Source organism: Clostridium peptidivorans, assembly GCF_900205925.1.
Classification (GTDB): domain Bacteria; phylum Bacillota; class Clostridia; order Clostridiales; family Clostridiaceae; genus Clostridium_AK; species Clostridium_AK peptidivorans.
In genome coordinates this window covers 1-14210 of sequence record NZ_OAOD01000002.1, presented here as the reverse complement: position 1 = coordinate 14210, position 14210 = coordinate 1, and the positions used below count along the sequence as shown (strand labels likewise).

The window sequence follows — 14210 nt, the reverse complement described above, 5'->3', positions numbered from 1 at the left end:
TGATTTTAAATCACTAGTTTTTATTTTGTATAATTTTTTATTACATTGCTTATAGTATATAAATGTAAGCAGTTTTAATTAAAGATTAATGAAAATAGAGGAGGCTTAGTTTATATGAGAGAAGTAGTTATTGTAGGTGCTGCTAGAACACCAATAGGAAGTTTTGGAGGAAGTTTATCTAAACTATCAGCAGTTGATATAGGAGTTATTGCTGCAAAAGAAGCAATGAAGAGAGCAGGAATTAAACCAGAAATGGTTGATGAAGTGCTTGTTGGAAATATTTTGTCAGCAGGGTTAGGTCAAAATCCAGCTAGACAAGTTGCTATACATTCAGGCATACCAGATACAACCCCTGCTATGACAATAAATAAGCTATGTGGTTCAGGGCTTAGAACTGTTAGTATGGCTACTCAATTTATTAAACTTGGAGATGCAGATGTAATACTAGCAGGTGGTACTGAAAGTATGAGTAATGCTCCATATCTTCTTACTAGAGCAAGATGGGGGTATAAAATGGGAGATGCTAAAATTGTTGACAGCTTAATTACTGACGCCTTATCAGATGCATTTCATAATATACATATGGGTATTACAGCTGAAAATATTGCTGAGCAGTGGAAACTTTCAAGAGAAGAGCAAGATAAATTTTCTCATGAAAGTCAAGTTAAAGCTACAAAAGCTATAAGTGAAGGAAGATTTAAAGATGAAATAGTACCTGTTGAAATTCTTCAAAAAAAGGGAGATCCTATTATAGTGGATACTGATGAATATCCGAAGGCAGATACAACAATCGAAAAACTTGGAAGGCTTAAACCTGCATTTAAACAAGATGGAACAGTCACAGCAGGTAATGCTTCAGGAATAAATGATGGAGCTGCAATGCTTGTATTGATGGCAAAAGAAAAGGCAGAGGAGTTAGGAATAAAGCCACTTGCAACTATTAAATCCTATGCTTCAGCAGCTTTAGATCCAAAGATAATGGGCTATGGTCCTGTACCAGCAACTAGAAAGGCACTTGAAAGAGCAGGACTGACTGTGAATGATATAGATCTAGTTGAAGCAAACGAAGCCTTTGCAGCACAATCACTATCTGTAGTTAGAGATTTAGGATTTAATCCGGAAAAAGTTAATGTTAATGGTGGAGCAATCGCTTTAGGGCACCCTGTAGGGGCATCAGGGGCAAGAATACTGGTAACTTTAATTTATGAGATGATGAAAAGAGATGCGAAAACAGGCCTTGCAACACTTTGTATAGGTGGAGGTCAAGGCACTGCGGTTATAATTGAAAGATAAGAAATAATAAAATCATAAATGCATGCACAAATAAAACTGCATGCATTTATGATTTTATTATATGGTTTTAAACTAAATATATTATTTAAAAGAGAATTTGAAAAAAATTTTTAATTTATAAAGTCTTCATAATATCTTTAAAAGAAATTGATAAAGTTTTATAATAGGAAACATAATTATGCAAGATTACTTTATGTAGCGATATACAAGTCAAATAAAATAAGAGGTGAAATATGAATAATATTTTAATAGTTGAAGATGAAGAAAGTGTATCAGAAATATTGAAGGCTTATTTGAAAAAAGACGGATACAATGTTCAATGCACTACAAAAGGATTAAAAGGTATAGAACTATTTAATTCTATGGATTTTAAACTAGTTATACTTGATTTAATGCTACCAGACATTAGTGGAGAAGAAATATGCAAAATAATAAGGAAAAAATCTGATGTGCATATTTTTATGCTTACAGCAAAAGGAAGTTTAGATAATAAAATTGAAGGATTAAATATTGGTGCAGATGAATATCTAGTTAAACCATTTAGTCCTAGAGAATTAACAGCAAGAGTTAATGCGCTGTTTAGAAGGTTAAATGTAGAGAGTGAAGAGACAAAGTTTACTTTTAACGACGGAAGACTAATTGTTGACTATGATAAAAGAGTTGTAAGGATTAATGGAGAAGAAGCAGCATTTACTCCAAATGAATTTGATATATTATATACTCTTATAATAAATAAGGGTAGAGTGCTGTCAAGGGAGCAACTTATAGATAAAGTATTTGGAATAGATTTTGATGGATATGATAGAACCATTGATGTTCACATAAAAAATATAAGAAAAAAGATAGAAGAGGATACTAAAAATCCTAAGTATGTTATAACTGTTATGAAAGTAGGATATAAGTTTGGTGGTGAAAATTAAGTGCAAACAATTAGAAAAAGATTAAGCATATTGTTTTTTATATGTTCCATTGGAGCAATACTTTTAATTACAGTATTTGTAAATGCGACAATAAATAATAAGTTCAATCAATACATGTTAGATATACAAAATAAAAGGGAAGAGAGAATTGTATCTTATTTTCAGGAAATATACAAAAGAGATGGTAAATGGTCAAATAACTCTGGTTCTGAGCTAATGCACGAAGCTTATATGGGCAATTATTGTTTAACGCTTTTAGATAGCAATAAAAAACCTATATGGGGAATGAATCCTAATGATATTAAAAATACTTCTCATTTAAGATCTATGATATCAAATGATAGAGGAGTTTATACATCTAAAAGATTTAAAATTGTGGTAAATGAAAACTTAGTTGGTTATGTGGATATTGGCCAATATTCATCAATATTACTATCTGAAGAAGATGTAAACTTTAAAACTTCTATAAATAAAAGTATTATTATTAGTGGACTTGTAACCCTCATTATTATAATCATATTAAGCCTGTATTTTTCAAAACAATTTTCTAGTCCAATTAAAGAGGTTGCTAATATGTCTGTAAAATTATCAGAGGGGAATTTTAATGCAATATCTAACACCCAAAGCAATATTGAGGAATTAGAAAATTTAAGGAAAAGTGTTAATATATTAGCTGAAAAATTAAAATATCAAGATATGCTTAGAAAGCGATTAGTGTCTGACATATCCCATGAAATAAGAACACCTTTAAACATATTACAAAATAATCTAGAGGCTATGATAGATGGGGTTTTCCCTGTTACAGAGGAAAGATTAAATTATCTTAATGAAGAAGTGATAAGGTTTGGAAGATTATTAAATAATTTAAATACTTTAAAAGAATTTGAAGCAGAAAGTATAAAACTAAATTTTGAAAGAGTACATTTAAATCAATTAATAAGTGAAATATGTGAAGATTTTTATATGGCAGCTGAAAATAAAGGTATCAAATTACATTATGATATTGAGCCTAATAAAAATTATGATATAACTGGAGATAGAGATAAATTAAAACAAGTATTTATAAATTTAATATCTAATGCCTTGAAATTTACTGAAGAACATGGAGAAATATGGGTTAACTTATATACAGATAATAAACATTTTATAGTAGAAGTTAAGGATAATGGGATTGGAATTAAGAAAGAAGATTTAGCCTTTATTTTTGAAAGACTTTACAGAGGAGATAAGAGTAGAAATGAAATTGAAGGAAGTGGTATTGGTTTAACTATTGTTAAGAGTATAGTTCAGCTTCATTCGGCAAGCATAGATGTTGAAAGTGAAGAAGGAGAAGGCACTACCTTTAAGATTTCGTTTAATAAATCTAGTATTATTAGTAGGAAAGTTGAGACTAAAAATAATTAATAATTTAAGAATAATGATTAAAAGCTTTGATGATTAAATTTATCAAAGCTTTTTTAATTTTAAATTTTATTATAACAGTTAAAATAAAAATAGAAGTCTGTTTTGGGAAACAGACTTCTATTTTGAAATAAGTATTAACAGTAAATTATTTGGGGAATTTACTAATAATAAAAGTTATCAATCAATAAGGATGGTTATTGATTAACTTGTTATATTCATATTATATTATCGAATTATGTAGAAGAGATGAAGAAAAGAAAAAATGTTCGGAGTGATTAAAAAAAATAATTATAGTATAAATTTCAAGTTGTTATTAAAAATCTTCATATGGTCTTCATAGGAGTTAAGTAATATATATCTAAAGATAAGAAAACGCATAAGGAGTTGTATTATATGAAAAAAGCAAAGATAATATGGGGATGGGTGAAAGTCCAGATCAAATAGTAAAAATATATGATATAAGCAAATAATAATTTTTTATTTTGTTGCTATGCACCCCCAACGGGTGGAGAGTTAAGTAAATATAATACATTACCTTCACTTGAAAGGAGGAAAATAATGAACCAAGAGAAAATGAAAGCTTTGGCATCATTAAAAACTGCAAAGGGTCAAATTGAAGGAATTATAAAGATGCTAGAGCAAGATAGATACTGTGTAGATATATCTAATCAAATAATAGCCTCTCAAGCTTTATTAAAGAGGGCAAATATACTGATATTAAAACAGCACTTAAATCATTGTGTAAAGCATGCCTTTATACATGACAGCGGAGAAGAAAAAGTTGATGAAATAATGGGTATTTTAGAAAAACTCATTCAAAAGTAATATTAAAGGAGATGTATGATATGAAAAACTTTTTTAAGAATCTTATAAAAAAAATTGCAGATCAAAATAGCAGATCTTTTGGTAATGGTAAGTTAGATTGTTGTGATTTAAATAAATCTAACAATGCAGCCAAAGGAAATGAATCTAATAATAAGTAATTAAAAAGAGGTGAAGAGATTGAATAAAGTTCTTAAAATAGAGGGAATGACCTGTGCAGCTTGTGCGAAGGCTGTAGAAAGAGCATCTAAAAAGCTGCAAGGCGTTACCGATGCAAATGTAAACTTTGCTACAGAAAAACTAAATATTAACTTTGATGAAACAAAAGTATCTATTGAGGATATTCAAGCAGCTATTGAAAAAGCAGGATACAAGGCTAAAACTGAATCTAGTACAAAGACACTAAAAATTCAGGGAATGACTTGTGCAGCTTGTGCTAAAACAGTTGAAAGAGTGACAAAAAAGTTAGATGGTGTTACAGAGTCTAATGTGAATTTTGCAACAGAAAAGTTAAATATAAGTTATGATTCTTCAAAGGTTAGAGTTTCAGATATAAGAAAAGTAATAGAAAAGGCAGGCTACAAAGCCGTAGAAGAAGAAACTACTGTAGATGCCGATAAAGAGAGAAAAGAAAAAGAAATAAAGTCACTATGGAAAAAGTTTGTTTTGTCAGCGATTTTTACAGTTCCACTACTTATTATAACTATGGGACATATGTTTGGTGAAGCAGTTGGATTTAAACTTCCAATAATTATAGATCCGATGATGAATCCTAGAAACTTCGCTTTAATACAATTAATACTAGTTACACCTGTTATGATAGCAGGATATAAGTTCTTCACAGTAGGTTTTAAATCCTTATTTAGAAGAAGCCCTAATATGGATTCATTAATAGCAATAGGTACTTCTGCAGCATTCCTATATGGAATATTTGCTATAGTACAGATTTATGGTGGAAACACAGAGTATTCTAAGGATTTATACTTTGAGGCAGCAGGTGTAATCATAACACTTATTACACTTGGTAAGTATTTAGAAGCTGTTACAAAGGGTAAAACCTCAGATGCTATTAAGAAGCTTATGGGACTTGCTCCTAAAACAGCAATTATTATTAGAGATGGAAAAGAGATTGAAACTCCTATAGAAGGAGTTGAAGTAGGGGATATAATAGTAGTTAAACCTGGAGAGAAGATGCCTGTAGATGGTGAAGTAGTAGAAGGTAGTACATCAGTAGATGAGTCAATGCTTACAGGTGAAAGTATACCAGTAGAAAAAAATATTGGAGATAAGATTATCGGTGCAAGTATTAATAAGAATGGTACAATAAAGTACAAAGCCACAAAGGTTGGTAAAGATACAGCTTTAGCTCAAATCATAAAGCTAGTAGAAGATGCCCAAGGATCTAAAGCTCCAATTGCAAAAATGGCAGATATAATTTCCGGTTATTTTGTTCCAGTGGTCATATCAATCGCTATTCTTTCAGCAGTGGCTTGGTATTTCTTTGGTGGAGAAACAGGAGTATTTGCTTTAACAATATTCATTTCTGTGCTTGTTATCGCTTGCCCTTGTGCACTAGGCTTAGCAACTCCAACAGCAATAATGGTTGGTACAGGTAAAGGTGCAGAATATGGTGTACTAATAAAGAGTGGTGTTGCTTTAGAAACTGCTCATAAGATAAAAACAATAGTATTTGATAAAACAGGTACTATTACAGAAGGGAAACCAAAGGTTACAGATGTAGTTGTTACAAATGGTATAACACAAAATGACTTATTGCAATTAGCTGCATCAGCAGAAAAGGGATCAGAGCATCCACTTGGTGAAGCTATTGTAAAAGGTGCTGAAGAAAAGGGATTAGAATTTAAGAAACTTGATTTCTTTAAAGCTATTCCAGGTCATGGGATTGAAGTTAAAATAGATGGTAAAGATATTTTACTTGGAAACAGAAAGCTTATGGTGGAAAGTAATATATCTCTAGAAAATCTAGAAGAAACTTCTCATAAGCTAGCTGGAGAAGGTAAAACTCCAATGTATGTATCTATTGAAGGTAAAATAGCAGGAATTATTGCTGTTGCAGATACTGTTAAAGAAAACAGTAAAAAAGCTATAGAACAGCTTCATAAAATGGGAATTGAAGTAGCAATGATAACAGGAGACAATAAGAGAACTGCCGAGGCAATAGCTAAGCAAGTGGGAATAGACAGGATACTAGCAGAAGTTCTCCCTCAAGATAAGGCTAATGAAGTTAAAAAGCTTCAAGCAGAGGGCAAGAAGGTTGCTATGGTTGGCGATGGTATAAACGATGCTCCAGCTCTAGCACAGGCAGATATTGGTATAGCTATAGGATCCGGAACAGACGTTGCTATGGAATCTGCAGATATAGTTCTTATGAGAAGTGACTTAATGGATGTGCCAACTGCAATACAATTAAGTAAGAAAACCATATTAAATATTAAAGAAAACTTATTCTGGGCATTTGGATACAATACATTAGGTATACCAGTTGCTATGGGAGTATTGCACATTTTTGGTGGGCCACTTTTAAATCCTATTATTGCAGCTGCTGCAATGAGTTTTAGTTCAGTATCAGTTTTGTTAAACGCTTTAAGACTAAAGGGGTTTAAGCCAGCTAAGTAGGGAACCCAAATCTATGATTTGGTGTGAGTCAGTTAAGCAGACATCCCAAATTTTCAATTTGGTGATGGTCGCTTACTCTTCGAGTACTCATTCGAGGAACGAGAAGGAGTTTCCTATTAAGTTAGGTTAAAATATTTAAATATATAATTTTAGTAGGAGGAGTAAAAATGAAAAAGAAAATATTAATTGAAGGAATGAGCTGTGGACATTGTGTTAATCATGTTAGGGAGGCATTAAGTGAACTTAACGGAGTAACTAATGTTGATGTAAATTTAGATGCTGAAATAGCAATAATTGAAACATCTGTAGAGGTAAAAGATGAAGATATAAAGTTTGCTATAGATGATGCAGGGTATGAGGTTGTAGGAATAGAAGTATTATAAATATATAATACAGAGCTTTGGTAATTAAGTTTATCAAAGCTCTTTTATAGCTTTTTGTCTTCATATAATCAACATATATTTTCTATATACTTTACTCATAGAAAATTCTCAAGTTTTAATAAGGAATTTGACACATGAAAAACAAAACAATTATTTATTTCATCGTTATAGAATATAAACTAGGAGGGAATTTATGAGTATTGTAAAAGAAAAGTATAAGGTGTACGATATGACATGTGCATCTTGTGAAAACAGAGTAGAAAAAGCTATTAAAAAATTAGATGGAATATTAAATGTAAAAGCAAGTTATGTAGGACAATTTGCTAAAGTTGAATATGATGATGAACTTTGTGATTCAAGTAAAATTAAAGCTGCTATCAAAAGTGCGGGATACAGTACAGAAAGCTCTAATGACTATAAATTCATGGGAGTTCTTATAATAGTAGCAACTATAATTATGCTTGGGATGAAAACAAGTGGTTTTGATATGGAGTCAAAACTTACTAATGCTTCTTATGCAGTTCTTTTTGCAGTTGGAGTTCTTACTTCAATTCACTGTGTAGGTATGTGCGGTGGGATTATGCTTTCACAAAGCTTATCAAAAGAAAGTAAGAATAAATTTGAAGCTATACAGCCGGCACTTTTATATAATTTAGGAAGAGTTTTATCTTATACTATCTTAGGTGGAATAATTGGTGCACTAGGATCTGTATTTTCTATTTCAATTACTGCAAAAGCAGGACTGCAAATATTTGCAGGTATATTTATGATTATGATGGGATTTAATATGGCTGGATTTAGCGCATTTAGAAAGTTTAATATTAAATTACCTCATATATCATGTAAAACTAAAAATAAATCTGGTTCTCCTTTTATAGTAGGAATTTTAAATGGGCTTATGCCTTGTGGCCCTCTTCAAACTATGCAACTTTTTGCATTAGGAACAGGAAGTGCCTTCAAAGGTTCTTTATCAATGTTTATGTTTGCAATCGGAACGGTGCCGCTAATGCTAACCTTTGGTGCTGTTTCAGGACTTTTGAGTAAAGGATATACAAAGAAAATTCTTAAATTTAGTGGAGTTCTCATAATAGTTCTTGGTCTTATTATGGGAAATAGAGGCTTCGCACTAGCAGGGATAAATATTAATCCAATACCTATGGTTGCTAGTAAAGCGCAAAGCTTACTAGGTACAGGTTCTTCAGCTTCAGCTAGTGAAAATATAGCTAAAGCCACTATTGAAAACGGAGTACAGGTTATAAGAATGACTGCAAATAACAATGGGTACACTCCTAATGCATTTTATGTACAAAAGGGAGTGCCAGTAAAATGGATAATTAATGGTGAACAATTAAATTCTTGTAATAATGCTATTGTAGCTTCATCTATAGGAGTTGAACAAAAGATAAAAAAAGGTGAAAATGTTATAGAATTTACTCCAGGAGATAAGGATATAAATTTCAGCTGCTGGATGGGAATGATAAGAGGGGTAATAAAGGTTGTAGATAATCTCCAAGCTGTTGATACATCAAAGACTGATGCTTCCATTCCACCTCCAAGCACAGGTCCAAGTTGCTGTGCGGTTCCTTTAGCTGAGGATTCTCAGGGAACATCTTCATCACAAAGTATTTATGGTGATGATATAACAAAGGTTCCTACTAACAAATTAATTAATAAAGCTTCAGCTGCTGGAAATTATCAAAGTGCAAAGTTCAAAGGTATTGGTTATGAATTACAGCCATTAATAGTTGTTACAGGAAATAGTACTAAAACTAAGCTAACCTTTGACTTAAATGACTTTGATAATGTGGAAGGTAAATATCTCATTACAGATGCAAACACAGGAGAGGAAATCACTTCGTTTAATGCTAAAAAAGGTATAAATGAGGTGGAATTTAGTCCTAAAAAAGCTGGGGGTTACGCAATTGTTAAAGATGATTTTGTTTTAGGAATAATTGAAGTAGTTGATAATTTAAACACTATAGATTTAGAAAATGTACGAGACAAATATTTAAATCAGTAATTAAAGCATAGTAAATAAAAGGGTAGAAAGTTAAGTAAATAGAAGAACTAAGAAGAATAAATTCTTAGTTCTTCTATTTACTTTTGTATTTAGCAAAATTCACTGCAATCTCGTAAGGATCTTTTCCATCAATTCTATCATTGTACATTCCATCCTCCTAAAGACACTATCTATTCCAATTATATGTTGAAATAATATATCATGTTACATTATTGTAAAGAAAATAATACATGAAAATATGTCTTTAAATAATATAAAGGGATGCACTGTTTTTAGTGCATCCCTTTATTAGCATGTTAAAAAATAATCGCAATGTTTTTGGAATATTATCTATATGTAAGTTTTAAATATATTACAGTTATAAATTTATAATCATTTTAACAAGGATCTTATTCTTAAATATTCATCTTTACTTATTTTCCCGTCAGCAAATCTTCTATCTAAAATATCCAAGGCTTTATTTGATTGTCTAACTTTGCTATAACTTAGATTATTTTGATTCTCAAAAGTGCTTAAATAAATAAACATGAAAATAAGTAAAGTAACCATTGGTAAAAACATCATAATTTTTAACCTCCTTTCATTGGTTATATTATATTAATAAAATATGTAGAAAGCATGGAGAAATACTTTACACTATTAATATCTAGCTTCATTGAATTTCTTATAAAGTAATTTTAAGACTATTATGCTTAAAATTATTAGAATTACTACTAATAGAGCAGAGTGGTAGAAAAATTCTTGAGGGAGTATATTGATAATAGGGTCTAATGCAGGATCAAATATCCAGTAATCATTTCTAAAAAATATCTTATGAAATACAGTAAAAGCAGTATCAAAATTTATCATAAAAGCTGTTAAAAGTACTACGGTAAGTATTATTAATATGGAAGAGGTTTGCTTTAAAAAGTCAAATCTTTTATATTTAAGGTTAATTAACAAACCTACAGCACTAATAAGTCCAGTTACAATTAGCAAAATATCAACAGAAGTAAAAATTCTTTTAACATCTTTAAAGTGAATTTGTCCATATTTTGAATATGAAATCGAGGGAAGCTTAAATTCTTGCTCTTTTGGACTTAATAAATAATTAATAACATAATCGTAATTTTTTATTATTTCATTTTTACTAAAGTTTGAATGCCCTATTATATTTAAGTATTGAATATCAAAATAGTATAAAGGTTTAAACATTAACGTTAACTTTACTGATGAAGCAATAATAAATAAACTAAATGCTAAAGAAAGTAATATTTGAAATAATTTATAGTTTCTTTTCATCTTTGTTTTAATTTGATATGTGTAAATTGGTGAATACATTTTATGCCCCCCATATATATAACTTTGTCATGTATATTCATCATTATAAAAAATGGATATGAAGATGGTATGAAAAATGAAAAAAATAAGCCTGACTTAATAGTCAAGCTTATTTTTTCAAGAAGATAAAATGTTGGGAAATTCAATAGTAAAAATAGTTCCTTTGTTTAATTTACTTTCAACATATATTTTCCCACCATGAGCTTTAACAAATGATTTTGTAATTGTAAGTCCTATACCTGAGCCCCCTGTATTTTTAGTACGGGATAAATCACTTCTATAAAATCTTTCAAATATATAAGGTAAATCTTTTTCAGGAATACCTATGCCATTATCAATAATCTTTATGATAATATTTTGTTTTTCTTTCCTTAATATTACCTCAACTTTTCCATTAGGATTTAAATGATTATAGGCATTTAAAAGAAGATTATTTATTATTTGCTTAAACTTATCTTTATCCATAATTGATTTTACATCAGGAGTTATGCTAGAAATTAATTTATAATCTTTTTTTATATATAGTGGATTAAAAGTATCTAAAATTTTTTCCAATTCATTTGATAAATTAATATTACTCTTATTTAAGTTAAGATCTACCTGTTCAAGCTTAGCTAAATTACGAAGATTATCTACAAGTTTTGTTAATCTTTGAATTTCCTCATAGAAGACTTCCAGCCTTTCAGCAGTAGGTTCCCATATACCATCAATAAACGCTTCAACATAGGTTTTTAATGTAGTAAGTGGTGTTCTTAATTCATGAGCCATGTCTGATGTTAATCTTTTTCTTAGCATATCTTGCTTACTTAGTGAATCTGCTAAATAATTTATTGAATTAGAAAGTTCATCTAGCTCCTTAGTATTTGTCTTGACGAAGGCTCGAGCTTCAAGATTTCCAGCTCGCATCTCATTTGCTGTTTTAGTTATTTTAAGTAGAGGTTTTGAAAGCTGTCTCGATATAATTATGCTAATTATAAATCCAAAAATTAAAGCTATAAAAGCAGCAATAATAAAAGAATTATTTAATGCATTTATAAAGGTAACAGAACCAGAAGATAAATATGAAGTTCCAAAGTAACCAATGGTTATCGTACCTATATTCTTCTTATTATTAGAAAGCAAGGTATATTTATTTTCAGTATATTCACCAGTATTCATTCCTGAAAAATTATGCATATTAGAACCCATCATATTTTGCATCATGCTTTTATGATACAAATGAGCACTACCAGAAGAATATATAGTATTGTTAGCTGAATCCTTTATTTCAATATACAGTTCCTGCATCTCTGCATATCTTTGTAGTTCAGCTCCATTTATATTTGTAAAACTATTTTGTTCATTATATAAGTCTTCAACAATGGTGATTATATTATCTATTTTTACTTTATGTTCATCAACTAAATACTTTTCAAATTCTTTTCCTACTGCATAATTTGATATAAGACTTGTTAAGATAATAGATCCTAGTATTGCTAAAAGAAATCCTAAAGAAAGTTTCTTCATTAAAGAGAGTTTCATTTTTTTACCTCAGTAAAACTTGGGATAAATTTATAACCCATTCCGTAAATAGTTATTATATATTTTGGCTCTTTAGGATTATCTTCTATCTTATGTCGAATGTTTTTGATATGAGTATCTATTGTTCTGTCATAGCCTTCATAGTCAATTCCGAAAGCCTTTTCTACTAATTGTTCTCTTGAGAATACTATTTCTGGATTTGCAAGTAAGATTGTTAATATTTTAAATTCATTTGTTGTTAGATTTACAATATCTCCTTGCTTTTTAATGATCATCTTTTTAATATCAACTTCCAAATCTCCATTATTAAAGTTTAAAATATCAGCGAGAGGGAGTGCATCTTTGTAAGATCTTCTAAGTAGAGCTCTTACCCTTACTACTAACTCACGAGCACTAAAAGGCTTAGTCAAGTAATCATCTGCACCTATAGATATTCCTTCTATTCTTTCATCTTCATCTGCTTTAGCAGTAAGCATTATGATAGGCACAGTAGAAGTAGCTCTTATTTTACTACATACTTCCTCACCAGATAGCTTAGGAAGCATCAAATCTAAAACTATAAGGTGAATAGTCTCCTTATTAAATATATTAAGAGCCGACTCACCATCCATTGCAGTAAATACCTTAAACCCATCTCTTTCTAGATAAGCTTTAACTACATTAAGTATATTTTGTTCATCATCCACAACTAGTATTTTAAATTCATTGTTCATGTTTAGCACCTCTTAAAAGTATAAATTTAATCTTATTATATTTCATATATATTTAAAAAACTAGGATGCATAGCTCCCTAGTTTTTTAATCGAATAATTTTTCTTGTATAGGTTTCCTTAGTAGTTTATCTAAATTAAATTATTTATTCTTCCTACAAGTAAATTATACAAATGGATTATGAAGGAAATGTGTAGAAATATAAGAGTTCTAAAAAGACAGTACTTTTTACAATTGATAAGTTAGATTTATTAAAAGCTCTTTTCATAATTCCTTCACATTCTCTGAGTAACATGTATATATAGAAACATTTTAAATGAAAAGGGAGAGATTTTAAATGAAGAAAAAAGTACTAATAATAATGGCTGTAGCTATATTAACTATAGGAGCAATAAGTGTTGCATATGCAAAGGAAAGCAACAATGTAAATAACTCAAATTATAGACAAAATATGATGTATGAAAATAATAATGATAACTTTAATAAAATGACAGAACTTATGAATAATAATGGCTTTGAAGATGCTGCTAAAGCTATGAAAAATAGAGATTATAATTCTATGAATAACTTTATGAATAATATGACAGATGAACAATACAATAAAATGATTGAAATAATGCAAAACAATGGCTATGATGTAATGACTAAAATGATGGGTTCTGTAAATAGAGAAGAAATGGTTAATATACACAACTCCATGATGGGGAGATAATTTATATTAAAGAATAGCTAGCTTAAGTTTATTGAAATTTGATAAAAGTAGTAAATCAATCATATGATTTATTACTTTATTTTTTTATCTTCATATGGACTACATAAAAGGTTTATATAATTTAGAGCACACAATTATAACAAATAATAGAGGAGGTGAATAAGTATATGATTGAAATACTAGTTGCTTCCATAATAGCAGCTTTTGCGATTTACACAATATATAATAAGTTTAAAAATAAAGCATCAGGAGGCTGCGGCTGCGGTGGTTGTAGTGAATCAAAAGTAAAGATTAAAAAGTAAGATAAAGAGAATAAATAAAAAATTTCAATAAAAGAACTAGGGAGTTTATAAAATGTACCCTATCGGATAGACACTTGAAAAAAGTCTACCCGGTAGGGTATTTTATCTATAATAGAGTAAATAAAGAAATGGGTGGGTTTAATGAGTAATAAGATATTTACACAA

The 14210-nt window shown here is 29.7% G+C and carries 14 protein-coding genes; 10 read left to right on the top strand and 4 right to left on the bottom strand.

The window, feature by feature from the left end; genetic code table 11:
- The first annotated feature begins 114 nt into the window (after positions 1–114).
- The 8 genes from CRN98_RS01795 to CRN98_RS01760 all read left to right on the top strand — a co-directional run bounded on the left by CRN98_RS01795 (position 115) and on the right by CRN98_RS01760 (position 9479).
- Entirely contained in the window at positions 115–1293 is a 1179-nt protein-coding gene (locus CRN98_RS01795; protein ID WP_097025712.1) for an acetyl-CoA C-acetyltransferase, read from the top strand.
- Positions 1294–1526: 233 nt separating this feature from the next.
- Positions 1527–2213, top strand: coding sequence for a response regulator transcription factor (locus tag CRN98_RS01790; RefSeq protein ID WP_097025711.1), 687 nt, complete (start codon positions 1527–1529; stop codon positions 2211–2213).
- Complete coding sequence (locus CRN98_RS01785) at positions 2214–3617, top strand: sensor histidine kinase (RefSeq protein WP_097025710.1); 1404 nt, start codon at positions 2214–2216, stop codon at positions 3615–3617.
- Positions 3618–4175: 558 nt separating this feature from the next.
- On the top strand, positions 4176–4442 hold the full coding sequence (locus tag CRN98_RS01780; protein ID WP_097025709.1) for a metal-sensing transcriptional repressor: 267 nt from the start codon (positions 4176–4178) through the stop codon (positions 4440–4442).
- Positions 4443–4462: 20 nt separating this feature from the next.
- Positions 4463–4600, top strand: coding sequence for an LDCC motif putative metal-binding protein (locus CRN98_RS17595; protein ID WP_097025708.1), 138 nt, complete (start codon positions 4463–4465; stop codon positions 4598–4600).
- A 19-nt stretch (positions 4601–4619) separates the two neighbouring features.
- Positions 4620–7076: a heavy metal translocating P-type ATPase gene (locus CRN98_RS01770; protein WP_097025707.1), complete on the top strand. Its 2457-nt coding sequence runs from the start codon at positions 4620–4622 to the stop codon at positions 7074–7076.
- Positions 7077–7243: 167 nt separating this feature from the next.
- Positions 7244–7459, top strand: a complete 216-nt coding sequence (locus tag CRN98_RS01765; protein ID WP_097025706.1) for a heavy-metal-associated domain-containing protein — start codon at positions 7244–7246, stop codon at positions 7457–7459.
- A gap of 193 nt (positions 7460–7652) precedes the next feature.
- Positions 7653–9479, top strand: coding sequence for an urease accessory protein UreH domain-containing protein (locus CRN98_RS01760; RefSeq protein WP_097025705.1), 1827 nt, complete (start codon positions 7653–7655; stop codon positions 9477–9479).
- A gap of 372 nt (positions 9480–9851) precedes the next feature.
- Here the strand turns inward: CRN98_RS01760 and CRN98_RS01755 are convergent, their stop codons facing one another.
- The 4 genes from CRN98_RS01755 to CRN98_RS01740 form a co-directional block, all read right to left on the bottom strand.
- Complete coding sequence (locus tag CRN98_RS01755; RefSeq protein ID WP_097025704.1) at positions 9852–10043, bottom strand: SHOCT domain-containing protein; 192 nt, start codon at positions 10041–10043, stop codon at positions 9852–9854.
- Positions 10044–10118: 75 nt separating this feature from the next.
- Positions 10119–10799: a TIGR01906 family membrane protein gene (locus CRN98_RS01750; RefSeq protein ID WP_242960787.1), complete on the bottom strand. Its 681-nt coding sequence runs from the start codon at positions 10797–10799 to the stop codon at positions 10119–10121.
- 117 nt (positions 10800–10916) lie between these two features.
- Positions 10917–12320: a sensor histidine kinase gene (locus CRN98_RS01745; RefSeq protein ID WP_097025703.1), complete on the bottom strand. Its 1404-nt coding sequence runs from the start codon at positions 12318–12320 to the stop codon at positions 10917–10919.
- The gene (locus tag CRN98_RS01740) at positions 12317–13033 is read right to left on the bottom strand and encodes a response regulator transcription factor (protein WP_097025702.1); all 717 of its coding nucleotides are present in this window, start codon (positions 13031–13033) and stop codon (positions 12317–12319) included. The genes CRN98_RS01745 and CRN98_RS01740 overlap by 4 nt, the downstream gene beginning before the upstream one ends.
- 335 nt (positions 13034–13368) lie before the next feature.
- Between CRN98_RS01740 and CRN98_RS01735 the strand changes: the two genes are divergently transcribed.
- Positions 13369–13743, top strand: a complete 375-nt coding sequence (locus tag CRN98_RS01735; RefSeq protein ID WP_097025701.1) for a hypothetical protein — start codon at positions 13369–13371, stop codon at positions 13741–13743.
- Positions 13744–13910: 167 nt separating this feature from the next.
- Positions 13911–14045, top strand: coding sequence for a FeoB-associated Cys-rich membrane protein (locus CRN98_RS01730; protein ID WP_097025700.1), 135 nt, complete (start codon positions 13911–13913; stop codon positions 14043–14045).
- The last annotated feature ends 165 nt before the right edge of the window (positions 14046–14210 follow it).